The following is a 25,489-nucleotide window of genomic DNA, read 5'->3' as shown; positions in this document are numbered from 1 at the left end:
CCAGCGAGCCGACCTGCCGGTCGGTCGACCTGCCGGTCAGTCGATGGGTCGGTCAGTCGGTCGGCCAGGACTCCGGGTTCCACACGCCCGAGCGCCGCAGCGACGCCGGGCAGTGCAGATAGATCTCGTCGATCTCCAGGACCAGGGCCAGCGCGGGACGCTGCCCCTTCACCGTCATCGCGTCGAAGAACGGGGCGTCGGAGAGGATGCGGGCGCGGCCGTTGACCCGCAGGACCTCTTTGCTGCCGGGTATCAGGTAGAGCAGACCGGCGTGCGGGTTGTCGAGGATGTTGTGGAAGCTGTCGCCCCGCCGGTTCCCGGGCCGGTCGGGCAGGGCGAGCGTGCCGGAGTCGAGGACGTGCGTGAAGCCGGGGGCGTCCCCGCGCGGGGAGACGTCGCAGTTGCCGTGCGAGTCGGAGGTGGCCAGCAGACAGAAGGGCGAGCGGGCGATGATGTCCCGGTCCTGGTCGGCGAGCCGGTCGTGGACCTTCTCGATCACGATGGGCCAGGGTTCGCCGAGCAGCTCGCGCAGCTCGGCGCTCGACCCCAGTTCGACCCAGCCTTCCCGGCCCTCTTCCCGGCCCTCCCCGGTCACGGTGTCCGGCCCTGTTCCGGCGGTGTCGATCGTGTGCGGCAAGGCCGACTCCAAACATGCGTGCATCCGGCGGGTACAAGTAGTTGCACGCAGAACATTATCTGACGTCGTTAGGCATGCCTTACCTGAGTGACGCCCGGGGCAGCCGCGACGACACGGTCCCGTTCCGCCCGTGTGAAGTGCCCCTCGGACAGCCAGAGGTCGGCCAGAACGCCCACCGCCCGGACGAAATCACCGGAGGCCGCGAAGGGCGCCCGGCCCCAGAGGACGTCGAGGAAGGTCAGCCCGTCAGCGCGGGCGCGGTTGGGTACGCCGGAGTCGGTCGCCCCGAACACGACGACGGGTTCGGCCCGCCTGAAGTAGGCGTGGTAGCGGGCGTCGTCCGCGAGGTGGAACGGCGCCAGGGTCAGACCGTGGGTGGTGAAGTGCGAGGGGCGGCCCTCGGGATCGATCGCGTCGGCGAGATCGCCCCGGAGCGTGAAGTCCTTGTAGAAGGAGAACGAGCGGAATCCCGTCGCCTGGCTCCGCGCGGCCAGCAGGACCGGCCCGTGGAACAGCGACTGGACGGCGGGATCGTCCAGGGCTCTCTCGATGCGCAGCCGGTAGGGCGCCAGGACACCGACCCGGTCGCCGCGCCGCCAGTTCCTGGTCAGGGTGAGATAGCTGCCGGGCACGGCCTCGGCTCGCTGCGGCACCCCGTTGACCGTGACGCTGAAGCCTCCCGTGGCCCAGGACGGCACCCGCAGTCTCAGATCGAACGTGCCACCGCCCTCGCGGAGGATCAGGGTGCGGACGCCCTCCGCCGGATAGTCGCTGGTCTGCTCGACGACGAGCCCCTTCTCGGGCCACCGCAGGGTCGAGGCGAGGTAGAGGTTGACGTACAGCGCGTTGCCGTCGGCGGAGCGGAAGTACACCGAGTCCTGGTACTTGGTGTGGTTCTCCATGCCGGTACCGCCGCAGCAGGTGCCGATATTGCCGTACTCGCGCACGACTCCGGGCCCCATGCCGACGAAGTAGGTGACCTCCGGACTGCTTGTGCTCGGCGCGCCGCCCGCGTCCCGGCGGGAGGCGAGGATGTGGTTGGTCAGGCCGCGCTCGTAGTGGTCCATGTACACGGGGTCGGGCGTGTGGAAGAAGAGCTGCCTGCTCAGCTTGAGCATGTTGTACGTGGCGCAGGTCTCCGCGTTCTTGTCGTCGAGGGTCGCCGCGATCGCGCCCCGGGCCCGGAACATCTCGCCCTGTCCCGTACCGCCCAGGCTGTACGTCCGGGACTCGGTGACCATGTCCCAGAAGTTCCGGGCCGCGGCGGCGTACCGCTCCTCCCCCGTGTGGTCGTACAGCCGCAGATAGCCGGTGAACTGCGGGATGTGCTGGTTGGCGTGTCTGCCCTCCAGGATGTCGCGGTCCTCTGCGCAGGCGTCGAGCAGCGCGGTGTTGTCGAAGCAGCGGGCGGCGGCGAGGTGTTCGGGCCGTCCGGTGAGGGCGTGCAGGTCCGCAAGGACCTCGTTCATCCCGCCGTACTCGCCCGCGATGTAGATCGACCACATGCGCTCCAGCTGCGCCTTAGGCAGGGCGCCGAGGCGGCTGTGCACCCAGTCGCCCATCCCCGAGGCGAGCGTGAGGGCCTGCGCGTTCCCGCCGAGGGTGTACGCGTCCAGGAGCCCCCGCATGATCTTGTGACAGGTGTAGTACGGCGCCCAGATGGTGGGGTACGTCGTGTAGCTCTCCAGCAGGACGAACTGCGTCTCCGGGTACGCCGCCAGGTAGCCGGGGTGGCTCGGTCTCGGGGAGCCGTGATCGGCCAGGGCCTGCCGGCACTCGCCCAACGCGCCGACCAGATGGTCGAGTTTGGCCTTGAGCGCCGCCTCGCGGGTGTCGGCGTACGCCTGGGCGACGAGCGTGAGGAAGTGGCCGCCGTAGTGCCCGCGCAGATTGCCGTCGGCGGTCTCCCAGCCGCCGGGCGGGCGGGCCCCGCGGGTGTCGAGTCCGGCGTTGGCCCGGAAGACGGCCAGGATACGGTCGGCGGGGTAGGCCCTGGCGTAGTCGAGCATCAGATCGCGCTTGCGGCGGAACACGCCGTCGCCGAGGGCGACTTGGCCCAGGGGAAACGGCTGTACCGGCAGCGCGGGCGCGGCGGCCGTGGCGGTCCGGCCGGGGGCCGTACCCGCCGTTCCCGCGATGCCCGGCGCGTCCGGGGCCGCGCCGGTCGCGGCATGCGCGGGCGCTGTGGCCTGCGCGAGGGGGACGGCGGCGGCCGTCCCGGCGGCGAGCCTCAACAGGCCGCGGCGTGTGGGGGGTCGGGACATGCTCGGTCTCCGATCATCGGTCGTCCGCGGGCAGCCACACCCGCATCGTCGAGGGGCCCCGGTTCGCCCAGGAGTGGTACGGGACCAGGGTGATCTCCGCCCGGTCGGCCTCGGGCGTGGCGGTGGGGGCGTCGAGCGGCCGGTAGGGCCAGGGCTCGTCGCGTCGCGCGTCGTACGCGGTGGACCGTGGGTCGTACGGGGTGAGCCGGCCGTCGACCACGACGGTGTCCCCCGCCGGGTCCGGCCCGTCGCGCGGGTCGACCGCCGGGTCCACCCGGATCGCGTCGACGTCGAGGCCGCCGGGCAGGTCCACGGACTCGGCGCAGTACACCCGCGGCCCGCGCTGGACGGCCACGGCGCCGCGCACCGCGTCGACGCGCGGATCGGCGTCGATCCAGCGCGGCCGTACGGGCAGTTCGAGCCGTATCTCGTCGCCCGGCCGGAAGATCCCGGTGACCTCGGCCGTGCCCGGGGCGACCGTGCGGCGGGTGCCGTCCGGTTCGGTCAGCCATGCCGTGGCGCCCGCCGTCCACGCGGGGACGCGCAGCGACACGGTCCACGGGCGGTCCGACGGCGACCGGTCCACGCGCACGACCACGGTCCCGTCGGCCGGGTAGTCGGTGCGGATCCGCAGGGCGACATAGTGGCCGGGGGTGAGGAAGGTGGCGATCCGCGCGTCGGCGTACTGGTGCAGCTGGATGCCGTGGTCGTCCGCCGTGGCCAGGTGCGCGGGCAGCTGGGCCAGGGTCCGTGCCACGTTGGTGGGGCAGCAGGACACCGCGAACCAGGGCGCGCGCAGACCGGGATCGGCGCCCGGACTCACCGTGTCGGCGGCGGGCACGGCGCTCCGGTGACGGCGGTGCAGCGTGTTGGCGTAGAAGAAGGCCCGGCCGTGTTCCGCCGGTGAGGTCGCGACCACGTTGAACAGGGTCCGTTCCGCGAGGTCGGCGAAGCGCGGTTCTCCGGTGGCGAGGAGCAGCCGCCAGCTGAGCTGTACGGAGGCGACGCCCGCGCAGGTCTCCGAGTAGGCGCGGTCCGGCGGGAGGACGAAGTCGTCGCCGAAGGACTCGTCCCGGTGGTGGGAGCCCATGCCGCCGGTGAGATAGGTGCGCCGGGCGACCCCGGCCTCCCACTGCCGTACGACGGCGGCGAGCAGTTCCTCGTCGCCGGTCTCCACCGCCACGTCGACGGCGCCGGCCGCGAGGTAGAGGGCGCGTACGGCGTGACCGCGCAGCGCCCGCGCCTCTCGTACGGGCAGGTCGTCCTGGTGGTAGACGCGGCCGAACTCGCCGTCGGCGAGCGTGCCGTGGCCGCGGCGGTCGACGAAGAGCGCGGCCTGGGCGAGATAGCGCTCCTCCCCCGTCAGCCGGGCCAGTTCCACCAGGGCCGTCTCGATCAGCGGGTGGCCGCAGACGCGCTCGATGCCGCCCCGGCCGAAGGTCGCGCAGATGTGGTCGGCGGCCCGCCGGGCGACCTTCGTCAGCTCGCCCTCGCTGCCGCCCCGCGCCCTGGCCTGGGCGACGCCCGCCTGGATCAGATGGCCGTAGCAGTACAGCTCGTGGCCCCATTCGAGGTCGCTGTAGCGGGGCTGCTGTCCGGGGCGGCCGAAGGCGGTGTTCAGATAGCCGTCGGGTTCCTGGGCGGCGGCGACGGCCCCGACGAGTGCGGTGGCGTCCACGTCCGGCGTGCTGCCGGCGGCGCTCTGCCAGGCCGTGGCTTCGAGGAGTTTGTAGATCTCGGAGTCGGCGAACTCCCTTCCCCGCCGGTTCTGCTGAACCCGTCCCTCGGCGGCGGCGCGGAAGTTTCCGGTCCAGCCGGAGCGTTCCATCCAGTCGTGGCAGTGAGGGAGGCTGACTGTCTCGTTGGTGTGCCTGCGGCGGGCCCAGAAGCCGCCGGTGATGCCGACCTCGTCGAGCCCGAGTGGCCGCAGCCTGCCCCGGGTCGGCGCCACGGGGAGGACGGCCGACGGCGCCGAATTCTCCTTGCCTGCCTTGGTCTCCTCGTTCTCCTTCACCACTTCATGCCTTCGGTTCGTCCCTTCGGTTGTCCGTCGAGTCGAGGTCGGTCAGGGCTTCAGCCCTTGAGTGCGCCCGACATGAAGCCCCGCATGTAGTGCCGTTGCAGCAGCAGGAACAGCAGGAGGCAGGGCACGGCGAGGACCACCACGCCTGCCTCGGTGGCTCCGTAGTCGACGGCGCCCATGCTCTGCTGCCGCAGGTTCGCGACGGCCAGGGGCAGGGGTGCCTTCTCGCTGTCCGAGATCAGGATCAGCGGGGCGATGAAGTCGTTCCAGGCGGCGAGGAACGCGAACAGCCCGACGGTGATCAGCCCCGGCCGCACCGCCGGGAGCAGCACCCGGCGCAGCGCGCCCGCCGTACCGCATCCGTCGACGAACGCCGACTCCTCCAGTTCGCGCGGCACCGCCTCGAAGGAGATCCGCATCATGAAGGTGGCGAACGGCAGTTGGAACATGGCCAGCACCAGGCTCAGTCCGACGAGCGAGTTCTGCAGGTGGAGTCTGCCGAGCAGGACGTAGAGGGGGATGAGGAGGGTGGCGTACGGGACCATGAGGATGGCCAGGGTGAGCAGGAACAGCAGGTTCTTGCCGGGGAAGTCGAAGCGGGCGAAGGCGTATCCGCCCAGCAGGGACACTCCGAGGGTCAGGGCGACGGTCAGCGCGGAGACGACCGTGCTGTTGAGGAGGTAGCGCCACAGGCCCGCGTCGTAGTCGAGCAGGGTGCGGTAGTTGCCGAGCCCGTGGCCGGACTCCTGTGCGGTGCCGGGCTGTCCGCTGACGGAGGCCCAGGCGTTCCACAGCAGGGGGAAGAGGAAGATGACGGCCAGTCCGCCGGCGACGACGAAGTAGGGCGTACGGCCCAGGGCGCGGCTCATGACTCGTCGGCGCGGCGCAGCCCGCGGAACTGGAGGGCGTTGAGCAGGAGCAGGACGGCCAGCACGATGATCGACAGGGCCGCAGCGGTGCCGAGGTTCAGCCGCTGGAAGGCCTCCCGGTAGATCAACTGGACGACGGTGACCGTGCTGTTGTCCGGGCCGCCCTTGGTGAGGATGAAGAACTGGTCGAAGGCCAGCAGGGATCCGGTGACGCAGAGCAGCAGGGTCAGGGCGATGGAGGGCCGCAGCAGCGGCAGGGTGATGCGGCGGAAGATCTGGGCGCGGCTCGCGCCGTCCATACGGGCCGCCTCGTACAGCTCGTGGGGGATGCGCTGGAGGCCGACGAGCAGGATCAGCATGTGGAAGCCGGCGAACTTCCAGACGACGAGGAAGACCGTCGAGAGGAGGGCCGAGGTGGGTGTGCCCAGGAAGGACACCGGGTCGTCGACGAGGCCGAGCCTTTCGAGGATGCGGCTCAGCGGGCCGGTGGTGGGGCTGTACAGGCCCCAGAACAGCAGGGACGCGGAGGCCAGGCCCAGGGCGCCGGGCAGGAAGTACACCGTGCGGAAGAAGCCGGCGCCGGGGCGGGACTCCTGCACGAGGAGGGCGAGAAGGAGGGCCAGGCCGAGGAGGACGACCGTGACGATGACGGTGTAGAGGAGGGTGAAGCGGACGGCGGGCCAGAACAGGGTGCTGTCGGTGGCGTCGGTGTAGTTCTCGGGGGCGTTGACGCCTCGGTCGCCCGCGAGGAGTGGCCAGTCGCTGAGGGACATCTGGCCCACGAGGAGGAGGGGCAGGAGGAAGAAGACGGTGACCAGGACCGCCGTGGGGGTGGCATAGGCGAGGCCCCGTACCGCGCGCGGGCTCAACCCCTGCATGTGGCTCCTTCGGCGTGTGGTGTGGGTGTGCGTGCGTGCGGGGGGAGGACGTGTGGGTGCGGGTGCGTGGGGGCTGGGCGCGCAGTTGCCCGCGCCTCTGGAGGACGGGGCTGCGCCCCTGTCCTCCAAGAGGTCGGCGCTCAGTCCGCGAGTGACGCGCTGACCGCCTCGTTGTCCTTCTTGACCTTCGATTCGTCGCCGAAGACCGCGTCGCGCATCAGGGTCAGCCAGGGGCCGTTGGGGTCGTTGAAGGTCTGGCCGAACTTCAGGGCGTACGGGGTGCGGCCGTCGGCGACGAGCTGGTTGATCGTCACCAGGCGCGGGTCCGCCTCGGAGTACTTGTTGGACGCGAGGTCGGTGCGGGCCACCACGTCCTTGTGGGCGGCGACCACGTCGATCTGCGCCGTGTCGTCCAGGGACCAGGCGAGGAAGTTCCAGGCCTGGTCGGCCGACTTGCTGGTGGCGGAGATGCCGATGGCGTCGCCGCCGACGAAAGTGGATTTGCCGCCGTCTGGTCCGGGGATGGGCGCGACCCCGAGGTCGAGGTCCTTGGGCATCAGTCCCAGGGTGGTCGACGGCATCGGCATGACACCGACCTTTCCCTTCGGGAAGACGCCGGTCCAGGTGGTGCCCGTCTCGTCGCGGGCACCGGGCGCCACGATGTCGTCCTGCACCCAGCCCCGGTAGGCGGCATAGACCTGCTCGGCGGTGGCGGAGTCGAGTGTCGCCGCGGTGCCGTCCTCGTTCAGCACCTCGTCCCCGGCCGCCCAGATCGACGGCCACCAGGTGAAGACGCCGCAGCCGCCGCAGTTGCCGCCGAAGAAGGTGCCGTCGACTCCCCCGCCCAGCTTGTCCACGGCCCGTGCCTGCCGGTCCCATTCGGCCAGGCTGGCGGGCGGCTTCTCGGGGTCCAGCTTCGCCTTGCGGTAGAGGTCCTTGTTGTAGAAGAGGACCGACAGGTCGAGGGTGTGCGGGACGACGTACTTCTTGTCCTCGTACGTACCGGCCTTGATGTGCGACTGGGCGAGGTCGTCGGCGAAGGGCAGGGCGTCGATGCGTTCGGTGAGGTCGGCGAAGAGGCCGCTGGAGGTGTAGTTGGGGACGAACACGACGTCGGAGGCGAACAGGTCGGGCAGGTCCTTGGACCCGGCTGCCGCGCCGACCTTGGCCTGGTAGTCGTCGGTGGGGACGACGGTCAGCTCGACCTTGTTCTCGTGGCTCGCGTTGTACGCCTTGACGAGTGCCTCGCTCTGCGGCCGGGTCGCCGCCCGCGTCCACATCGTGAGGGTGGCCCCGTCGTCGGTGCCCTTGGCGTCCCCGGCCCCGCCACCGCCCCCGTCGTCCGGGCCGTCGTCCCCGGAGCCGCACGCCGTGACCAGGCTCGCGGCGGCCAGCAGCGCGACGGCGACGGTGACGCGCCGGCGACGACGTCCGGGTGGTCCGGTCGTGCTCCCCATAACGATCCCCCTCGTGTGGGTTCTGCGCCGGAAAGAAACCGAAAAGCCTTTCTGAAAGCTAGGACGCGGCTCATCACCCGTCAATCCCCTTGCACGGAGGGGAAGTCCGGGACCAGGTGCGTCCCGGAAGAACATCCTGAAGGCGCCTCGGCCGAAACCCTCTCGCGTACGGTTTACCCACGCGCCGCGAGACAGGAGAACACCCATGGCCCAGGCCACCGACCCCGCTCGTTCGGGGCCCGCCACGCTGAGCGATGTCGCCCGGCTGGCGGGCGTGTCCCTCGCCACCGCCTCCAAAGCGCTCAACGGCCGCGCCCAGGTGCGGGAGGAGACACGGCAGCGGGTGGTCGAGGCGGCTGAGCGGCTGTCGTTCCGGCCCAACCAGCTGGCCCGCGGCCTGCTCGCCGGCCGCACGGGCACCGTCGGCCTGCTCACCAGCGACCTGGAGGGCAGATTCAGCATCCCGATCCTGATGGGCGCCGAGGACGCGTTCGGGGCGGGGGCGGTCGCGGTGTTCCTCTGCGACGCCCGGGGCGACGCGATCCGCGAGCAGCACCATGTCCGCGCGCTGCTCGGCCGCCGGGTCGACGGGCTGATCGTGGTGGGCAGCAGGACCGATCCGCGGCCGTCCCTGGGCAGCGAACTGCCCGTCCCGGTGGTCTACGCGTACGCGCCCTCACAGGACCCGGCGGATCTGTCCATCGTCCCCGACAGTGTGGGCGCCGGCCGGCTCGCGGTGGACCATCTGCTCGCCTGCGGCCGGACGCGGATCGCGCACATCACCGGCGACCCCGGGTATCTCGCGGCGCGGGAGCGGGCCGAGGGAGCCGGGGCCGCGCTCGACGACGCCGGGCTCTCCCTGGTCGGCGAACCGCGGTTCGGGGTGTGGTCGGAGGGCTGGGGGCGGGCGGCCACCGCGATGCTGCTCGACCGGCATCCGGACGTGGACGCGGTGCTGTGCGGCAGCGACCAGATCGCCCGGGGCGTGATGGACGTACTGCGGGAGCGCGGGCACCGGGTGCCGGAGGACGTGGCGGTCATGGGCTTCGACAACTGGCAGGTGCTGACCTCGGCCTCGCGTCCGCCGCTGACCAGCGTCGACATGAACCTCGAACAGGTCGGCCGGGCGGCGGCGCAGGCCCTGTTCGGCGCGATCGCCGGGACACGACGCTCGGGTGTGGAGAGCCAGCCCGGCCGGGTGGTGATCCGGGGCTCCACGGCGGCCCTGTCCTGACGGCCGGGGCGTGAACTCGGGCCGCACTCAACCCTCTTGACACTTCCAGAGCACAGATTTACGTTGCGAAAACCTTTTAGGTCGTTTCACCGTTCACTCTCCAGCGCTTCCCCGTGCACCGGTTCCTGCGGATACATGCGGATACATGCCATGAGCAGGCATGTCATGAGCACAACACAACTGGACAGGGAGCTCCGATGAGAAGACCGATCAGAACGGACCGCACCTCCTCCCGGCACGGACCCCGTGGACGACGGGCCCTGTCATGAAGCGGCTCCTCGTCGCCCTGGCTCTCGTCATCGGCTGTGTCGTCACCGCGACGCCCGCCCACGCCGCGCAGACCATCGGGTTCCCCACCTTCAGCGGCCCCGCGATCCCCGCCCCGCCCGTCGCCCACACGACCGGCGACATGATGCGGAGCATCTACGACGCGGAGAGCTCGGGCACCGACTTCTGGATGGACCGGCTGCTGGCCCGTACCGGCAACGACCCGGCAGGGCCCTGGCTGATGAGCCGCGGCCGTGCGCTCTTCATGAAGACCCACGACCCCGCGGTGCTCGGCTTCGGCGGGCACGTCGCCTACTGGGAGAGCATCAACGACAACAACGCCTACTCGGTCGCGATCTCGCCCGGCACCTTCACCGAACAGGTCGCCCAGCGCCGGCAGACGCCGAGCCACTGGAAGAGTGTGCACACCAGCGGGTCGCTGAGCGTCGACCAGACCAAGTTCATCACCGACAACAACGTCGCGGTGACGAACCTGTCGATCAGGAACAACGGCAGCGCCGCCACCACACTGCAACTGCGCGCGACCTCCCCGTACGCCACCTCCGGCAGTGGCAGTGAGCTGACCGGGCAGGTCAACGCCTACAACAACCTCACCACCGTGCGCCCGCGCCTGACCGGTGACGGTTTCGCCGTCTCGAGCGGCGGGCTCAACCGGTCCGTGACGATCGCGGCAGGTGCCACCGTGACCACCAAGGTGGTGATGGGCTTCGTCACCGACGAGATCCCCGCGTCCCTCACGGAGTACAACGCCTACGCGGGCTACTCGGCCGCCACAGCGTTCGCCACCCATGTCAGGGCCTACAACCTGTGGTGGGCGCAGAACGTGCCCTACATCGACGTGCCCGAGGGCGCCATCAAGAAGAACATCTACTACCGCTGGTGGCTGATGCGCTTCAACAGCCTCGACGCCGACATCCCCGGGCAGACCTTCCAGTTCCCGACCTCGACCGAGGGCGTCCTCGGCTACAACAACGCGATCGCGCTGACCCAGCCGATGCACATCGACGACCTCAAGTACCTGCGTGATCCGTCCTACGCGTACGGGGACTGGCTCAGTGTCGGCCAGACCTCCAAGGGGGCCCGGTTCCTCGACAATCCGGGTGACCCCGAGAACTGGTCCAACAGCTACACCCAGTACATCGCCGAGGCGGCCTGGAAGAGCTACCAGATCCACGGCGGCCAGCCGGGCATCGCAGCCAACCTGGCCCGCTACGCCGAGGGAGACGTCAAGGGCCAACTCGCCTACTACGACCACGACAACAACAAGCTCATCGAGTACGACTGGGGCGCGCTGACCGGCAACGACGCCGACGCGGTGTCCTTCCACTGGAAGCCCGGGAACATGGACCGCGCCGAGTCCGCCTACCAGTACAGCGGCGCGCTCGCCGCCGCGCAGGCCTACGAGGCGACCGGCAACACCGCCAAGGCCACCGAGATGCGCACGCTCGCGACCCAGATCAAGGACGCGATCGTCAACGTGCTCTGGAATCCGAACCGGCAACTCTTCGAGCACCGGCTGAAGTCGACCAACGAATGGGTGCCCTGGAAGGAGATCAACAACTACTACCCGTTCTCGGTCGGCGCGGTCCCCGACACCGCGACGTACAAGCAGGCCCTGCGCCTGTACGACGACCCCGCCCAGTACCCCGTGTTCCCCTTCTACACGGCCAACCAGGTCGACAAGAAGGCGGCGGCCGACGCCGGCAACCCCGGCTCCAACAACTTCTCCACCATCAACTCCACCGTGCAGTTCCGCCTCTACTCCTCTGTGCTGCGCAACTACTCCAACTCCTGGATGAACGCGACCGACTACAAGAAGCTCCTGTACTGGAACACCTGGGCGCAGTACGTCGGCGGCAACACCCAGTGGCCGGACGCCAACGAATTCTGGGCCGACTGGAACGGCACCGGCATCGACTACCGCTCCTGGATCCACCACAACATCCTGGGCAGCAGCAACTGGACCGTGATCGAGGACGTCGCCGGACTGCGCCCGCGCAGCGACGCCAAGGTCGAGCTGTCCCCGATCGACATCGGCTGGAGCCACTTCACCGTCAACAACCTCCGTTACCGGGGCGCCGACCTGACCATCGTCTGGGACGACCCCGCCGACGGAGTGGTCCGCTACCCCGGTGTCCCGGAGGGCTACTCGATCTACGTCAACGGCAACCGGGCCGCGACCGTCAGTTCGCTGGTGCCCTTCACCTGGGACCCGGCCACCGGTGACGTCACCACGAGCGGCACGGTCACCCACCACACGTCCGTCGCCGGACTGAAGGCCCCGAACCAGGTCGTGCAGAGCAGCCCCCGGATGGTCGACATGCTCGCCAAGGCAGGCGTCGACCTCACCGCCGACCTGCCCAACCTCGCCTCCGGCGCGACCGTGACCGCCTCCCACACCGGATCCGGCGCCACGGTCGCCGGGGCGGTCGACGGCTATCCCACCAACGAACCCTTCTGGGGCGCGGGCGGCTCCCCCAACAGCCAGGACTGGTACGAGCTGAATCTGGGCGCCACGCGCACACTCGACGAGGTGCGGCTGCACTTCAAGGACAGCCGGCCGGCGAGCACCACCTACCGGGCGCCGTCCGCGTACACCATCCAGTACTACAACGGCAGTTCGTGGGTGAACGTGGCCGACCAGACGAAGAGTCCGGCCGTGCCGCGCGCCAACTACAACCTGGTGCGGTTCCCGGCGGTCGGCGCGCAGCGCATCCGGGTCCTGGCCACCAACGCCTCCGGGGCGAAGACGGGGCTCACCGAGGTCAAGGTGTTCCACCGGGGCGGTGTCCAGCCGCCCGCCAACCTCGCCGGGTCGGCGACGGCGTCCGCGTCGGCCACCTCGTCCTGGGAGAGCGTCGCCGCGGTCAACGACGGGATCGATCCGCCGTCGTCCAACGACACGGTGAACGCGCGCTGGGGGTGCTGGCCCGAGACGGGTCAGCAGTGGGTCGACCTGACCTGGTCCTCGGCGAAGAACCTGGCCAGGGCCGAGGTCTACTTCTTCGACGACGACCAGGGCATCGACATGCCCGCCTCGTGGAAGCTCCAGTACTGGAACGGCAGCGCCTATGTCGATGTGCCGGGCGCCGGGACCTATCCGGTGGTCAGGAACCAGTACAACTCCGTCAGTTTCACGCCCACGAGTACCACGCGGCTCCGGGTGCTGCTGACGGGCAACGGCACGAACTCCGTCGGCCTCCTGGAAGCGAAGGTGTACGGCCCGTGACCCGTTCCCGATGTCTCTCCGCGCTCGTCGCCCTGTTCACGCTGGCGGTCGCCCTCCTCGTGGCGCCGCCCGCCTCCGCCGCCGTGGCGTTCACCTCGGCCGGGGTGAACCAGAACGGCAACAACTGCCTGGACCTGCCCAATAGTTCGTCGGCCAACGGCGCTCAGCTGCGCGCCTTCACCTGTAGTTCCGGCGCGAACCAGGACTTCGGATACACCCTGGTCGCGGGGACGACCGACACGTACACGATCACCACGCAGTCCGGTCAGTGCGTCGATGTCTCCGGGGCTTCGACGGCGGACAACGCCGCGGTCATCCAGTGGCCCTGCCACAGCGCGACGAACCAGCAGTGGCGGCTCGTCCCGGTGACGGTGTCGGGCACGGACCGGACCTTCAACCTGGTGTCCGTCGGCTCCGGCAAGTGCGTGGCGCCGAGCGGTGGTTCGTCGGCCTCGAACACCAACCTGGTGCAGCTGCCGTGCTCCGCGACCGGTGGCAGGGTGTGGCGGCTGCCCGGCTTCAGCGGCGGCGGTACGAGCCCGGGCACGTTCACCAATCCGCTCGCCCAGCGCGGGCCCGACCCCTGGCTCACCTACTACGACGGCTACTACTACCTCGCCACGACCACCTGGAACTCGACGGTCACCATGCGCAGGTCGGCCACCCTGGGCGGTCTTGCCACGGCCGCCGAGCAGGTGGTCTTCAACCTGACCCGGCCGAACGGGGCCGGCACCATGTGGGCCCCCGAGTTCCATCTGCTCGACGGCCCCAACGGCAAGCGGTGGTACTTCTACTACACGGCCGGGCGGGAGCCGTACGACCTGGGCACCCAGCGGATCCATGTGCTGGAGAGCGCCGGGCTCGACCCGATGGGGCCCTACAGCTTCAAGGCCGACCTGCTCGACCCGACCCAGGACAACACCTGGGAACTGGACCCGGGCATCCTTCAACTCAACGGCAATCTCTACCTGTTGGGGACCTTCTACAACGGCTCGCAGCCGATGTTCGTCCGGCCGCTGTCGAACCCCTGGACCGCGAGCGGCACCCGCCGTGTCCTGTCCACGCCGACGTACAGCTGGGAGACGGTGGGCGGCGCGGTCAACGAGGGCGCCGAGGTCCTCCAGCGCGGCGGGAAAACCTTCATCGTGTACTCCGCGAGCCACTGCTCCACACCCGACTACAAGCTGGGCATGCTCACCTGGAACGGCGGTGATCCGCTCAGTTCGTCGTCCTGGGTCAAGTCGCCGAACCCCGTCTTCCAGCGGTCCAACGCCACTGGTGTGTACGGGCCCGGGCACAACGGCTTCTTCAAGTCGCCCGACGGGACGGAGGACTGGATCGTCTACCACGCCAACAGTTCCGCCTCCGGCGGCTGCGACATGAACCGGAGCACCCGGGCACAGAAGTTCACCTGGAACGCCGACGGCACACCGAACTTCGGCACCCCGGTGGCTCTCGGCGCCGCCCAGACCGTGCCGTCGGGCGAGTGACCCCGCCCGACGGACCTCCCACGGACCTCCCGTGCACCTCTCAGGAGGCGAGCACGGCGCGTCCCTCGGCGATGATGGCCGCCAGCTCCTCGATCTCCCCCGCACCGAGGGAGGTCAGGGGCGGGCGGACCGGTCCCGCCTTGCTGCCCTCCAGCGTCACCCCCGCCTTCACCAGGGCCACCGCGTAGCCAGGGACCCGCTTGCGCAGCCTGACCAGGGGGTGGAAGAAGGCCCGCTGCAGCGCGTCGACCCGCTGGGTGTCGTCCTCCTCCACCGCGCGGTGGAAGGCGAGGGAGATGTCGGGCGCGAAGGCGAACGCGGCCGAGGAGTACAGCTTCACGCCCAGGGCGCGGTAGGCCTGCTGGCTCGCCTCGGCGGTGGGCATGCCGTTGAAGAACTGGAACTCCTTGCCGGACGCGCTCAGCGACTCACGTACGGCGGGAATGATCCGGGCGACGAGATCGAGGTCGCCGGTGCCGTCCTTGAAGCCTGTGACCGTGGGCAGTTGGGCGACCTCCGACGCGGTGTGCTCGTCGAAGCGCGCGTTGCCGCGGTTGTAGACGATCACCGGCAGGGAGGTCTCCCGGGCGACCGCGCGGACGTACGCGACCAGGCCCTCGGCGGGCGAGTCGACGAGGTAGGGAGGCATGAGCAGCAGGCCGTCCGCCCCGGCCTCGGCGGCGGCGCGGGCGAAGCGGCGGGCCAGCCCGAGCGAGCCGCCGGCCCCGGCGTACACCGGGACCCGGCCGGCCACCGCGTCGACGGCGGTCCGTACGACCTCGGTGAACTCCTCGACGTCCAGGGCATGGAACTCACCGGTGCCGCAGGCGACGAACACGCCGCCGGGGCCGGCGGCGGTCCCCGTCGAGACGTGCTGGTGCAGGGCGGCCAGGTCGACCTCACCGAGATCGGTGAACGGCGTGACGGGGAAAAAGAGGACGCCTTCGAGCATGGGGGTCTCCAACTCCTGGGGCAGTGGGGCGGGGGGGGCGGGGGTGAGGGGGCGCGGGCGCCGGGTCAGGTGGCCGTGGCGGCGCCCGCGCGCACCACGTTGGTGAGCGGGCGGCCCTGCTCCAGGCGGTTGATGTTGTCGGCGATCTCCACCGCGCGGGCGGCGAAGGTGTCGGTGGTGTGGCCCGAGTGGTGCGGGGTCATCAGCACGTTGGGCAGGTCGTGGAAGGGCAGCCGGCTGGGTGCCTGGGGCGGGCCCGACCACCACACGTCCAGTGCGGCCCCGGCGATGACACCGGTGTCCAGGGCCTCGTAGAGCGCGTCCTCCTGGACGACCGGGCCGCGGGCCACGTTGACCAGCAGGGTTCCCGGTCCCATGGCCGCCAGTTCGGCGGGGCCGATCAGCCCGCGGGTGGCGGGGCCGAGGGGGACGGTGACCACGACGACGTCGGACTCGGCCAGCAGGTCGGGCAGCCGGTCGTTGCCGCCGATCCAGTCGGTCCGCAGGTCCGCCGGGACCGGCGCGGAGGGGTCGCGCCGCACGGCACGCACCCGCATACCGACCGCCTGGCAGAGGCGGGCGACCTCGGTGCCGGTCTCGCCGAAGCCGATGACGCCCACCCGGCGGCCCTCCAGCGTCGTCCCGAACGGCAGCTGCGGGTCGACGGCCACGTTGCGCCACTGTCCGGCCCGCAGCGCGCGGTCGGCGCCCAGGACGTCGCGGGACAGCATCATGACGGACATGAGGACGTGCTCGGCGATGGAACGGCCGTGGTGGTGCGTGGTGGCGACCGACACCTCCGGGCCGAGCGCGTCCAGCGGGATGCCGTCGTAGCCGGCGCCGACGACGTGCACGAGCCGGAGCCGTCCGGCGCGCCGGGCGTCCTCGGCGCGCAGCTGCGAACCGACGAACACCTCGGCGTCGGTGAGGGCCTCGGAGATCCGGTCCGGGGTCCAGTCGAAGGACTCCAGCCAGGTGTGCGGGCCCTCGGCGCGGGCCTTGAGGGGTTCGTGGAAGCGGCTCAGGATGCGGTGGTTGAGCATGATGTGCACGGTCGGGTCACCACCGGGGGGTCTCGGTCGGGAAGGAGGGGTCCACGGTGCGCATGTAGCCGGTGTCGTCGCGGTCGCGCAGTCCGCAGTCGAGGTACTGCCGGTGGAGCCGGGCGAGCGCGTCCCGGTCCAGTTCCACACCCAGGCCGGGAGCGGTCGGGACGGTGACGCGGCCCTCGGTGAACTTCAGGACCCCGGTGTCGACGACGTCCTCGTCCGGCTGCTTCCAGGGCGTGTGCGTGTCGCAGGCGTAGGTGAGGCGCGGGGTGGCCGCCGCGAGGTGGGTCATCGCGGCGAGGCTGATGCCGAGGTGCGAGTTGGAGTGCATCGACAGGCCGAGGCCGAAGGTGTCGCAGATCGCGGAGAGCTGGAGGCCGCGCCGCAGCCCGCCCCAGAAGTGGTGGTCGGACAGGACGATGCCGACGGAGCCGCGGGCCACGGCCGGGGCGAGGTCGTCGAAGGAGACGACGCACATGTTGGTAGCCAGGGGTGTCCGCGTGCCCGCGGCCACGGCCGCCATGCCGTCGATGCCCTCGGTCGGGTCCTCCAGGTACTGCAGGTCGCCGTCCAGCTCGCGGGCGACGTGCAGCGAGGTCTCCGTGCTCCAGGCGGCGTTGGGGTCGAGGCGCAGCGGCACGTCGGGGAAGGCCTTGCGCAGGGCCTTGATCGCCGCGATCTCCTCGTCGGGCGGGAAGACACCGCCCTTGAGCTTGATGGAGGAGAAGCCGTACGCGTCGATCATGCGGCGGGCCTGGTCGACGAGGCCCGCCGGGTCGAGGGCGGCGCCCCAGTCGTCGTCCGGCTGTCCGGGGTGTGCGGCCCACTTGTAGAAGAGGTAGGCGCTGTAGGGGACCGAGGGGCGAACGGCTCCGCCCAGCAGGTCGCTGACCGGCCTGCCGAGCAGCTTGCCCTGGATGTCCAGGCAGGCGACGTCGAAGGGCGACATGACGCGGTCCACGGCGCTGCTGCCGGTGACCATCCCGGACATGCCGTCGCCGCCGGAGGTGTCCTGGCCCAGCGCGCGTGTGGTGCGGGCGATCAGGTCGTTGAGGTTCCAGACGTCCAGACCGACCAGTTCCCCGGCGGCGCGGCGCAGGCGTTCCAGGTGGACCGTGCCGCCGTAGGTCTCCCCGATGCCGGTGACACCGGACTCCGTGGTCAGCTCGACGATCGTGCGCAGCGCGTAGGGCTCGTGCACCCCGACCGTGTTGAGGAGTGGGTAGTCCTTGAAGGCCACGGGGGTCACGGTGACGTCGGCGATGCGTGCTGCGTTCCCTGCCATGAATGCCGTCCTCATATGTAGTCCGCGTTCTCATTTGTAGACAGCCACCCTCGCGGCTGTCAATGGCCGATCACGGAACCGGGGTGAGCAGGACCCCTTCCGCCAGGAACCGCCGGACGTTGTCGAGGACCAGGTCGGCCATCGCCTGCCGGGTCTCGTGCGTCCCGCTGGCCACATGGGGCAGCAGGAGTACCCGGTCCGACTCCAGCAGCGCCCGCGGCACGTTCGGCTCGTCGGCGAAGACGTCGAGCGCCGCACCGGCGATCCGCCCCTCCCGCACCGCCGCGACCAGGGCGGGCTCGTCGACGACGCTGCCGCGCGCGACGTTGACCAGGAAACCCCGGGGGCCGAGCGCGTCGAGCACCTCCGCCGAGACCAGCCCCCGGGTGCCCGCCCCGCCCGCGACGGTGACGACGACCGCGTCGCACCCGGCGGCCAGCTCCCGCGCGGTCGGGACGTGGCGGTAGGGGACGTCGACCACCGGGGTCCGCGAGCAGTACGCGATGTCCGTGCCGAAGCCTTCGAGGCGGCGCGCGACGGCCCGGCCGATCCGGCCGAGCCCGAGGATGCCCACACGCTTGCCGCTCACCCGGGAGGTCAGCGGGTAGGGCGCCGCACCCCACCTGCCGGCCCGTACGTACCGGTCGGCGGCCGACAGTTCGCGCATGACGTCGATCAGACCGCCGACCGCGAGGTCCGCCACGCAGTCATTGAGCACGTCGGGGGTGTTGCTGACGTCGATGCCGCGCGCCCGGGCGTGGGCCACGTCCGTGGTCTCGTAGCCGACGCCGAAGTGGACGATCGCGCCCAGCCGCGGCAGCGCGTCCATCAGGGAGTTGCCGACGCCGAACCGCGCGCTGGTCACCGCGGCCACCACGTCACCGGCCTCCTCGCGCAGGTAGGCCGCGGGGTCGGGCAGCTCGTGCAGCCGCACGGTGCGGTGCCGCTCGGCCAGCGCCTTCTCCAGGGCGGGGAGCAGCGGGGACACCTGGAGGACGGTGCCGGGGGCGGCCGGAGCGGCCAGGCCGTCGGGGGTGGCGGGGTGGGACATGGTGGTACTCCCGTCAGGGCAGAAGGTTCGGTGACGTGCGGTGTCCGGGACACCGGGGCGGTCGGGCCGGACGGTGGTCGCCCGGCAGCGGGCGGTGACGGTCACAGATCCGTCGACGCGCATCCCTTGACGCTGCCACGGCACCGGTTTAGCTTCGGCGTTCACAGATGCGGACCGAGTACGTAAGTGTAAACAGCTCAGGAGGTCGGCCCGAACTCGGAACGTGACACATCAGCACTCCCCCGGAGATACGCCGACGATGAAGTCCCCCGTTTCCTCCCTTCCGCCCGGCCGACGGCGGCCCCGCCCGACGACCGCCCTGCTGCTGGCGGGCACGGTGCTGGTGTCCAGTGGCTGTGCCGTGGCCAACAGCGCCGGCGGCGACGCCGGACAGGCCGACGGCCGCACCCTGCGCGTGGTGCTCACCCAGGAACCACCGACGCTGGAGCCCTGCGAGGCCTCACTGACCAGTACCGGCGTCGTCGTCCGGTCCAACATCACCGAGCCGCTCGTCGAACGCGATCCCGACTCCGGCGAACTGCGTCCGCTGCTCGCGACCGGCTGGAAGCAGACCGGCCCGCGCACCTGGTCCTTCGACACCCGCGGCGGGGTGACCTTCCAGAACGGTGAGCCGTTCACCGCGAAGGACGCCGCCTTCTCCATCGACCGGGCGGTCAACTCCGACCTCGCCTGCAATGTCGAGGGCTATGTCTTCGGCGACGACGACCTGAAGGTGAAGGCGGTCGACGACAACCGGCTGACCGTCACCACGCCCGAGCCCGACCCGATCCTGCCGCTGCGCCTGAGTTTCGTGGAGATCGTGCCGCGCTCCACCGGCACCAGGGCCAAGGTGCGCGTCCCGATCGGGACCGGCCCGTACGCCGTGCGCTCGTGGCAGGCCGGTACCGCGATCTCCCTCAGCCGCTACGACGACTACTGGGGCAAGGCTCCCGCGTTTCCCCGGGCCCGTTACGTCTGGCGCAGCGACGCGAGTGTCCGGGCCGCAATGATCGACAAGGACGAGGCGGAGATCGCCGTCGCGCTCGACTCGATGGAGGCGGAGAAGGACACGACCGCCTCCTATCCCAACAACGAGACGACCGCGCTGCGGCTGGACGGCCGCGAGGCGCCGCTCGACGATCTGCGGGTGCGCCGGGCGATCGACCTGGCCGTCGACCGCCAGGGCATCATCGACGCCCTGCTCGGCGGACTGGCCGAACCCGCGGGCCAGCTCGTACCGCCCGGAGTGGTCGGCCACAGCGACGCGATCGAGCCGACCCGCCAGAACGTGGACGAGGCCCGCACCCTGGTGAAGGAGGCGAAGGCCGACGGCGTACCCACCGGCCGCACCATCACCCTGGTCGCCCGCAACGGCATGTTCTCCGGGGTCTCGGAGACCGCGGAGGCGCTGCAGTACCAGATGAACGAGATCGGGCTGAACGTCAAGGTGCGCATGGCCGACACCGCCACCCAGCTCCAGTACCAGCTCAGGCCGCTGCCGAAGAACGTCGGCCCCATCGCCCTGCTGATCATGCACGGCAACCAGGCCGGTGACGCGGCCTTCACCGCCAGCCAGTACCTGCTCAGCGACGGCCCGCAGTCCACCTTCGGAAGCAAGGAACTCGACCGGCGCATCGCCGACGCGGGCCTGCTGTCCGGCGACAAGCGCCAGCATGCCTTCGCCGAACTGCTCGCCGACCAGAACGACACCGTCGTCCAGTACACCCACATCGCCCACATGAGCGGACTGCTCGGGCTGTCACCGTCGATCCGGTACGAACCGAACTCCGCCACCGGCGACGAAATGCGGCTGGCCGAGGTCGGTCCCGCCGAGGGGGCGAAGGACTGACATGATCCCCTTCCTGCGCAAACGCATGATCTCCAGTGCCGTCCCGCTGTTCTGCGTGGTGCTGGGCGTCTTCTTCCTGGCCCGGATGACCGGCAATCCGGTCGACCTCTACCTGCCCCTGAGCGCCACCGCCGAGCAGCGCGCCGAGTTCTCCGCCGCCCAGGGCTTCGACCTGTCGATCCCCGCGCAACTGTGGAACTACCTCGTCGACGCGGCCCACCTGGACTTCGGCACCTCGCTGCGGACCGGGCAGCCGGCGACCGAGATGGTGCTCGACGCCTTCCCGGTCACCCTCCAGCTCGCCGGGGTGACCATGCTGCTCGCGATCACCGGAGCGCTGCTGGTCGGCAGCCTGGCCGCCTACCGCCCCAACTCGCTCGTCGACCGGATCGCCAGCCTGCTGTCGATGACGGCCGCCAGCATCCCCGACTTCTGGTTCGCCATCATGGGCGTGCTCGTCTTCGGAGTGAGCCTCGGCTGGCTGCCGACCTCCGGCACGCTCGGCGGACCCGAGATCTGGGTCCTGCCCGTCGCCACCCTGCTGATCCGGCCCTTCGGCGTACTCGTCCAGGTCGTGCGCGGCAGCATGGTCACCGCGCTCTCCGCCCCCTACGTCAAGATCGCCCGCAGCAAGGGCGCCACACCTCAGCGGGTGATCTTCGGCCACGCCCTGCGCAACGCGGTGACGCCGGTGCTGACCGTGGCCGGCGACCTCGCGGTGGGCCTGGTCAACGGCGCGGTGATCGTCGAGACGATCTTCGGCTGGCCGGGCATCGGCAAACTCATGATCGACTCCATCCTCCAGCGCGACTTCGCGGTCCTCCAGGCGGCTGTACTCCTCACCGCGGTGACGATCTTCGCGCTCAACATCCTGGTCGACGTCTGTCACGCGCTGACCGACCCCCGTGTGCGACTGGCGGTGCCGGCGTGAGCGAAGGAAGCACCATGCCCCGAGAAGAACCCACGACGGCGGACACGGACACAGCCGTGGGCACCGCTGCGGACACCACCGCGGCCGACACCCCGGACACCACCACCGCCGACACCGCGACCACCGCTGCGGCCGAGACCTCGACCGACGGCAGATCCGCGCCCCGCCGGGCGAACTGGTGGCGGATGCTGGGCCGCGACCGTGCGGCGGCCGTCGCCGCCGTCGTCCTCTCGCTGGTCGTCCTCGTGGCGCTGTTCGGGCGCCTCGTCATCGGCGACCGCGCGCAGCGGCAGGACCTGGACGCCTCCCTGCGGCCCCCGTCCCTGGGCGACGGGGTGTACGGACTGTTCGGCACCGACGTCCTCGGGCGCAGCGTGCTGGCCCGGCTGGTCGACGCCGCCGCGACGACCCTGTCCGTGGCCGTCCCCGCCGTGCTGTGCTCGCTGCTGATCGGCTCGGCGCTCGGCCTGTGGGCCGGTTACCACGGAGGCCGCCGCGAGAGCCTCGCCCTGCGCGTCGCCGACGTGATCCTCAGTTTCCCCTCCCTGCTGATCGCCGTGGTCGTGCTGTACGTGTTCTCGCCGAGCGCGCTGAACATCGTGCTGATCCTCGCGGTGGCCCGCATCCCGGTCTATCTGCGCACCGCGCGGGCGGAGGCCGCCGAACTGCGCAGCCGCCTGTTCGTGGACGCCGCCCGTACCTTCGGCACACCGAGCCGGCACATCATCCACCGGCACATCCTGCCGATCGCCCTGCCGACCCTGCTGACGGTCGCCACGCTCGACTTCTGCTTCGTCATGCTCACCGAGTCCTCGCTCAGCTTCCTGGGCATCGGCATCCAGCCGCCGGACGTCAGCTGGGGCCTGATGGTCGCCCAGGGCCGGCAGTACCTCCAGACCGCCTGGTGGATCACCGTGCTCCCGGGGCTCGCCATCGTGTTCACGACCGTGTCCGCCACGGTGCTCGCCGCCTGGGTCCGCATGGCCACCGACCCCGCCCAGCGCTGGCGACTGACGCTGCCCACCAAGCGCCGCGGTGCCTCCGCCGCCGTACCCCCGGAGCTGATCCCGTGACGACCACCGCCGCGCCCTCGCCGTCCGCCGCCGATCTCCCCGACAGCACCCCCGCCCTCGACGTCGAAGGGCTCCGCGTCGACCTGAGCACACCCGCCGGGCGGGTACGGGCCGTCGACGGCGTCAGTTTCAGCGTCCGCCGCGGCCGTACCCTCGCCCTCCTCGGCGAGTCGGGCTGCGGCAAGTCGATGACCGCACTGTCCGTCGTGGGGCTGCTGGACCCCGCCGCCGAGGTGACCGGCGGTGCCGTCCGGGTCAGGGGCAGCGACACGCTCCGGATGAGCCCGGCGGAACGCCGGAAACTCGCCGGTCCCGTGCTGTCGATCGTGTTCCAGGACGCCCTGACCGCCCTCAACCCGGTCCAGCCGGTCGGCCGGCAGATCGGTGAGCCGTTCCGCATCCACCGCGGACTCTCCCGGCGCGAGGCGCACGAGAAGGCCGTCGAGCTGATGACCCGGGTGGGCATCCCCGAGCCCCGGCAGCGGGCCCGTTCCTATCCGCACCAGTTCTCCGGCGGTATGCGGCAGCGGCTGCTGATCGCGATGGCCGTCGCCCTCGCCCCCGACGTCCTGATCGCCGACGAACCCACCACCGCGCTCGACGTGACCGTGCAGGCGCAGATCATGCGGCTGCTGCGGGACCTCCAGGACGAGCGGGAGATGGCCCTCGTCCTGATCACGCACGACCTGGCCGTGGTCGCCCAGCGCGCGGACGACGTGGTCGTCATGTACGCGGGCACGGTCGTCGAGAACGGCCCGGTGCGCGAGGTCTTCGCCGCCCCACGCCACCCCTACACCCGGGGACTGCTCGACTCGGTGCCGGAACACGCCGTGCGCGGGCGTCCGCTGCCCGCCGTACCCGGCAGCCCGCCCGAACTGAGCGCGGTGCCGGCCGGCTGCGTCTTCCAGGACCGCTGTCCGCTGGTGCGCGAGCGCTGCGTCCGGGAACGGCCGGTCCTGCGTACGTCGGGCGAGGGCCGCACGGCCGCCTGCCACTTCTCCGAGGAGCTCGACCGTGCCTGAACGTCCCGTGCCTGAGAGCCGCACGTCCGCAACCCGCGCCACCACCCTCGTCGAGGGCCACCCCGCCGGCGCACCGGAGGAGCCTGCGCCCCTGCTGGAGGTCAGCGGTGTCACCAAGACCTTCGGTCACGGCCGCCGCCGGCTGACCGCCCTGGACGGGGTGGACATCCGGCTCGGCAGGGGCGAGACCCTCGGGCTCGTCGGCGAGTCGGGCTGCGGGAAGTCCACCCTCGCCCGGGTGCTGCTCGGCCTGGAACGGCCCGACGCGGGCACCGTACGGTTCGACGGCACCGACCCGTTCGCCCTGCGCGGCAAGGACCTGCTGGCCTGGCGCCGCCGCGTCCAGATGGTCTTCCAGGACCCCTTCGCCTCGCTCAACGCGCGGATGTCGGCCGCCGACCTGATCGGTGAGCCCTGGCGCACCCACCGGGACGTCGTACCGGACGCGAAGGCCCGGGAGAAGCGCGTCCGCGAACTCCTCTCCCTGGTCGGGCTGCGCGACAGCGACGCCCACCGCTACCCGAACGAGTTCTCCGGCGGGCAGCGCCAGCGCATCGGCATCGCCCGCGCGCTGGCTCTGGACCCCGACCTCATCGTCTGCGACGAGCCGGTCTCCGCGCTGGACCTGTCGGTGCAGGCCCAGGTCCTGAACGTCCTGTCGGAACTCCGGGAACGCCTCGGCGTGGCCTATGTGTTCATCTCCCACGACCTGTCCGTGGTGCGGTACATCTCCGACCGGGTGACCGTGATGTACCTGGGCAAGGTCGTCGAACACGGCGCCACCGAGGACGTCTTCGAGCGTCCTCGGCATCCGTACACCGGTGCGCTGATGTCGGCCGCGCCAGTTCTGGACGCATCCGGCGCGTCCGGGGACCGGGAGATCCAGCTCAAGGGGGAGATTCCCTCGCCCTTCGACATCCCGTCGGGGTGCGGGTTCCGCACGCGGTGTCCGCGGGCGGAGGATCTGTGCGGCTCGGAGGCACCGCCGGTGGTCGAGCGGGGCTCCCACACCGCGCTGTGCCACTTCCCTCTTGAGGCGGGTGCTGGTGCGCGGGCGTGAACGGGTGGTTCGTCGGCTGCGGCCCGGTGGGGGTGGGCCGCGCAGTTCCCCGCGCCCCTCGAGGGCGGGGCTGCGCCCCGACCCTCTCAGGGACGCGCGGGCCGCGGGAACGGCCTGCACCCCGGCGCCCGTCAGGGGCGCGGGGAACTGCGCGACCAGCCCCCACCGGCCCGCAGCCAAAATCACCAGTGGCAAGGCCGGGGCGCAGCCCCGCCTCTCAGGGGCGCGGGGAACTGCGCGATCGACCCCCACCGGCCCGCAGCCGAAGACGCACCCCCTCCGCGCCGCCAGGGAGGCCGGGGCGCAGCCCCGCCTCTCAGGGGCGCGGGGAACTGCGCGGCCCACCCCCACCGGCCCGCAGCCGAAGACGCAACCCTTCCCACCCCCGCTGGCCCGCAGCCGGATGTAGGGTCCGCGGCAGTACCTCCGAAGTGATGAGGAGTGATGCCCGGTGTCCTCGACGACCGACCCCGACTCCGCCCCACGCGTGGAACTCACCCCCGCCGCAGCCGATCTGCTGCGCAGACTGCGGGACGCGCACGGTCCACTGATGTTCCATCAGTCGGGCGGCTGCTGCGACGGCAGCGCGCCCATGTGCTACCCGGAGGGCGAGTTCAGGACCGGCGACTCCGACGTCCTGCTCGCCTCCCTGGCCGTCGAGGGCGTCGACGAACCGGTCACGTTCTGGATGTCGCGGAGCCAGCACGAGGTATGGAGTCACACCAGACTGATCGTGGACGTCGTGCCGGGCCGGGGCAGCGGCTTCTCCCTGGAGGCACCCGAAGGGGTACGTTTCCTGACGCGTTCGCGCCTCGTCGGCACGTAGTCATCGTCATGGCACCCTCTCT

At 70.9% G+C, this 25,489-nt stretch carries 19 protein-coding genes; 9 read left to right on the top strand and 10 right to left on the bottom strand.

All coding sequences use genetic code 11. From position 1 onward, the window contains the following. Positions 1-52: 52 nt before the first annotated feature. From ACZ60E_RS35645 to ACZ60E_RS35620, 6 genes are all read right to left on the bottom strand, one after another. Positions 53-637 (bottom strand): MSMEG_1061 family FMN-dependent PPOX-type flavoprotein, encoded by a 585-nt coding sequence (locus ACZ60E_RS35645; protein ID WP_384808919.1) that lies wholly within the window; start codon positions 635-637, stop codon positions 53-55. Positions 638-705: 68 nt separating this feature from the next. After that, positions 706-2,901: a glycoside hydrolase family 127 protein gene (locus tag ACZ60E_RS35640; protein ID WP_469445961.1), complete on the bottom strand. Its 2,196-nt coding sequence runs from the start codon at positions 2,899-2,901 to the stop codon at positions 706-708. A 13-nt stretch (positions 2,902-2,914) separates the two neighbouring features. Beyond that, positions 2,915-4,915 (bottom strand): glycoside hydrolase family 127 protein, encoded by a 2,001-nt coding sequence (locus ACZ60E_RS35635; RefSeq protein ID WP_469445960.1) that lies wholly within the window; start codon positions 4,913-4,915, stop codon positions 2,915-2,917. Between the two features lie 59 nt (positions 4,916-4,974). Further along, positions 4,975-5,793 carry a carbohydrate ABC transporter permease gene (locus ACZ60E_RS35630; protein WP_453795073.1) on the bottom strand — a complete coding sequence of 273 codons (819 nt, stop codon included), beginning with the start codon at positions 5,791-5,793 and terminating at the stop codon, positions 4,975-4,977. Next, the gene (locus ACZ60E_RS35625) at positions 5,790-6,671 is read right to left on the bottom strand and encodes a carbohydrate ABC transporter permease (RefSeq protein ID WP_469445958.1); all 882 of its coding nucleotides are present in this window, start codon (positions 6,669-6,671) and stop codon (positions 5,790-5,792) included. Before ACZ60E_RS35625 ends, ACZ60E_RS35630 begins: the two co-directional genes overlap by 4 nt. 140 nt (positions 6,672-6,811) lie before the next feature. Then, positions 6,812-8,128: an ABC transporter substrate-binding protein gene (locus ACZ60E_RS35620; RefSeq protein WP_469445956.1), complete on the bottom strand. Its 1,317-nt coding sequence runs from the start codon at positions 8,126-8,128 to the stop codon at positions 6,812-6,814. A gap of 205 nt (positions 8,129-8,333) precedes the next feature. Between ACZ60E_RS35620 and ACZ60E_RS35615 the strand changes: the two genes are divergently transcribed. The 3 genes from ACZ60E_RS35615 (at position 8,334) to ACZ60E_RS35605 (ending at position 14,369) form a co-directional block, all read left to right on the top strand. After that, positions 8,334-9,362 carry a LacI family DNA-binding transcriptional regulator gene (locus ACZ60E_RS35615; RefSeq protein WP_469445954.1) on the top strand — a complete coding sequence of 343 codons (1,029 nt, stop codon included), beginning with the start codon at positions 8,334-8,336 and terminating at the stop codon, positions 9,360-9,362. 265 nt (positions 9,363-9,627) lie between these two features. Beyond that, positions 9,628-12,879 carry a discoidin domain-containing protein gene (locus tag ACZ60E_RS35610; RefSeq protein WP_469445952.1) on the top strand — a complete coding sequence of 1,084 codons (3,252 nt, stop codon included), beginning with the start codon at positions 9,628-9,630 and terminating at the stop codon, positions 12,877-12,879. After that, a complete protein-coding gene (locus tag ACZ60E_RS35605; RefSeq protein ID WP_469445951.1) occupies positions 12,876-14,369 on the top strand; it encodes a family 43 glycosylhydrolase in 1,494 nt (497 codons plus the stop codon). The genes ACZ60E_RS35610 and ACZ60E_RS35605 overlap by 4 nt, the downstream gene beginning before the upstream one ends. A gap of 40 nt (positions 14,370-14,409) precedes the next feature. On the opposite strand, the gene ACZ60E_RS35600 is transcribed toward ACZ60E_RS35605, so the two are convergent. From ACZ60E_RS35600 to ACZ60E_RS35585, 4 genes are all read right to left on the bottom strand, one after another. After that, positions 14,410-15,333: a 5-dehydro-4-deoxyglucarate dehydratase gene (locus ACZ60E_RS35600; protein ID WP_469445950.1), complete on the bottom strand. Its 924-nt coding sequence runs from the start codon at positions 15,331-15,333 to the stop codon at positions 14,410-14,412. A 53-nt stretch (positions 15,334-15,386) separates the two neighbouring features. After that, on the bottom strand, positions 15,387-16,364 hold the full coding sequence (locus ACZ60E_RS35595; protein WP_469445948.1) for a 2-hydroxyacid dehydrogenase: 978 nt from the start codon (positions 16,362-16,364) through the stop codon (positions 15,387-15,389). Positions 16,365-16,380: 16 nt separating this feature from the next. Further along, complete coding sequence (locus tag ACZ60E_RS35590) at positions 16,381-17,655, bottom strand: glucarate dehydratase family protein (RefSeq protein WP_469445946.1); 1,275 nt, start codon at positions 17,653-17,655, stop codon at positions 16,381-16,383. A 70-nt stretch (positions 17,656-17,725) separates the two neighbouring features. Beyond that, complete coding sequence (locus tag ACZ60E_RS35585; RefSeq protein ID WP_469445945.1) at positions 17,726-18,706, bottom strand: 2-hydroxyacid dehydrogenase; 981 nt, start codon at positions 18,704-18,706, stop codon at positions 17,726-17,728. A gap of 259 nt (positions 18,707-18,965) precedes the next feature. Between ACZ60E_RS35585 and ACZ60E_RS35580 the strand changes: the two genes are divergently transcribed. The 6 genes from ACZ60E_RS35580 (at position 18,966) to ACZ60E_RS35555 (ending at position 25,467) form a co-directional block, all read left to right on the top strand. Next, positions 18,966-20,555 carry an ABC transporter substrate-binding protein gene (locus ACZ60E_RS35580; protein ID WP_469445943.1) on the top strand — a complete coding sequence of 530 codons (1,590 nt, stop codon included), beginning with the start codon at positions 18,966-18,968 and terminating at the stop codon, positions 20,553-20,555. Position 20,556: 1 nt separating this feature from the next. Continuing rightward, the gene (locus tag ACZ60E_RS35575) at positions 20,557-21,486 is read left to right on the top strand and encodes an ABC transporter permease (RefSeq protein WP_384808944.1); all 930 of its coding nucleotides are present in this window, start codon (positions 20,557-20,559) and stop codon (positions 21,484-21,486) included. A gap of 14 nt (positions 21,487-21,500) precedes the next feature. Then, positions 21,501-22,559, top strand: a complete 1,059-nt coding sequence (locus ACZ60E_RS35570) for an ABC transporter permease (protein ID WP_385836950.1) — start codon at positions 21,501-21,503, stop codon at positions 22,557-22,559. Continuing rightward, on the top strand, positions 22,556-23,581 hold the full coding sequence (locus tag ACZ60E_RS35565) for an ABC transporter ATP-binding protein (protein ID WP_469445942.1): 1,026 nt from the start codon (positions 22,556-22,558) through the stop codon (positions 23,579-23,581). Before ACZ60E_RS35570 ends, ACZ60E_RS35565 begins: the two co-directional genes overlap by 4 nt. Beyond that, positions 23,574-24,641 (top strand): ABC transporter ATP-binding protein, encoded by a 1,068-nt coding sequence (locus ACZ60E_RS35560; protein WP_469445940.1) that lies wholly within the window; start codon positions 23,574-23,576, stop codon positions 24,639-24,641. The genes ACZ60E_RS35565 and ACZ60E_RS35560 overlap by 8 nt, the downstream gene beginning before the upstream one ends. A gap of 451 nt (positions 24,642-25,092) precedes the next feature. Further along, positions 25,093-25,467 (top strand): DUF779 domain-containing protein, encoded by a 375-nt coding sequence (locus ACZ60E_RS35555; RefSeq protein WP_469445938.1) that lies wholly within the window; start codon positions 25,093-25,095, stop codon positions 25,465-25,467. Positions 25,468-25,489: the final 22 nt, after the last annotated feature.

The sequence above is a fragment of the Streptomyces sp. NPDC102514 genome (assembly GCF_055584525.1).
The sequence above is the reverse complement of the archived record's forward strand: the minus strand, read 5'-3'. Positions and strand labels throughout refer to the sequence as shown.

What these genes read in the sequence shown, in the direction of transcription:
- ACZ60E_RS35640 (WP_469445961.1), bottom strand. Translation starts at nt 2,901, where the DNA reads ATGTCCCGACCCCCCACACGCCGCGGCCTGTTGAGGCTCGCCGCCGGG.
- ACZ60E_RS35630 (WP_453795073.1), bottom strand. Translation starts at nt 5,793, where the DNA reads ATGAGCCGCGCCCTGGGCCGTACGCCCTACTTCGTCGTCGCCGGCGGA.
- ACZ60E_RS35625 (WP_469445958.1), bottom strand. Translation starts at nt 6,671, where the DNA reads ATGCAGGGGTTGAGCCCGCGCGCGGTACGGGGCCTCGCCTATGCCACC.
- ACZ60E_RS35620 (WP_469445956.1), bottom strand. Translation starts at nt 8,128, where the DNA reads ATGGGGAGCACGACCGGACCACCCGGACGTCGTCGCCGGCGCGTCACC.
- ACZ60E_RS35615 (WP_469445954.1), top strand. Translation starts at nt 8,334, where the DNA reads ATGGCCCAGGCCACCGACCCCGCTCGTTCGGGGCCCGCCACGCTGAGC.
- ACZ60E_RS35610 (WP_469445952.1), top strand. Translation starts at nt 9,628, where the DNA reads ATGAAGCGGCTCCTCGTCGCCCTGGCTCTCGTCATCGGCTGTGTCGTC.
- ACZ60E_RS35595 (WP_469445948.1), bottom strand. Translation starts at nt 16,364, where the DNA reads ATGCTCAACCACCGCATCCTGAGCCGCTTCCACGAACCCCTCAAGGCC.
- ACZ60E_RS35590 (WP_469445946.1), bottom strand. Translation starts at nt 17,655, where the DNA reads ATGGCAGGGAACGCAGCACGCATCGCCGACGTCACCGTGACCCCCGTG.
- ACZ60E_RS35585 (WP_469445945.1), bottom strand. Translation starts at nt 18,706, where the DNA reads ATGTCCCACCCCGCCACCCCCGACGGCCTGGCCGCTCCGGCCGCCCCC.
- ACZ60E_RS35580 (WP_469445943.1), top strand. Translation starts at nt 18,966, where the DNA reads ATGAAGTCCCCCGTTTCCTCCCTTCCGCCCGGCCGACGGCGGCCCCGC.
- ACZ60E_RS35575 (WP_384808944.1), top strand. Translation starts at nt 20,557, where the DNA reads ATGATCCCCTTCCTGCGCAAACGCATGATCTCCAGTGCCGTCCCGCTG.
- ACZ60E_RS35570 (WP_385836950.1), top strand. Translation starts at nt 21,501, where the DNA reads ATGCCCCGAGAAGAACCCACGACGGCGGACACGGACACAGCCGTGGGC.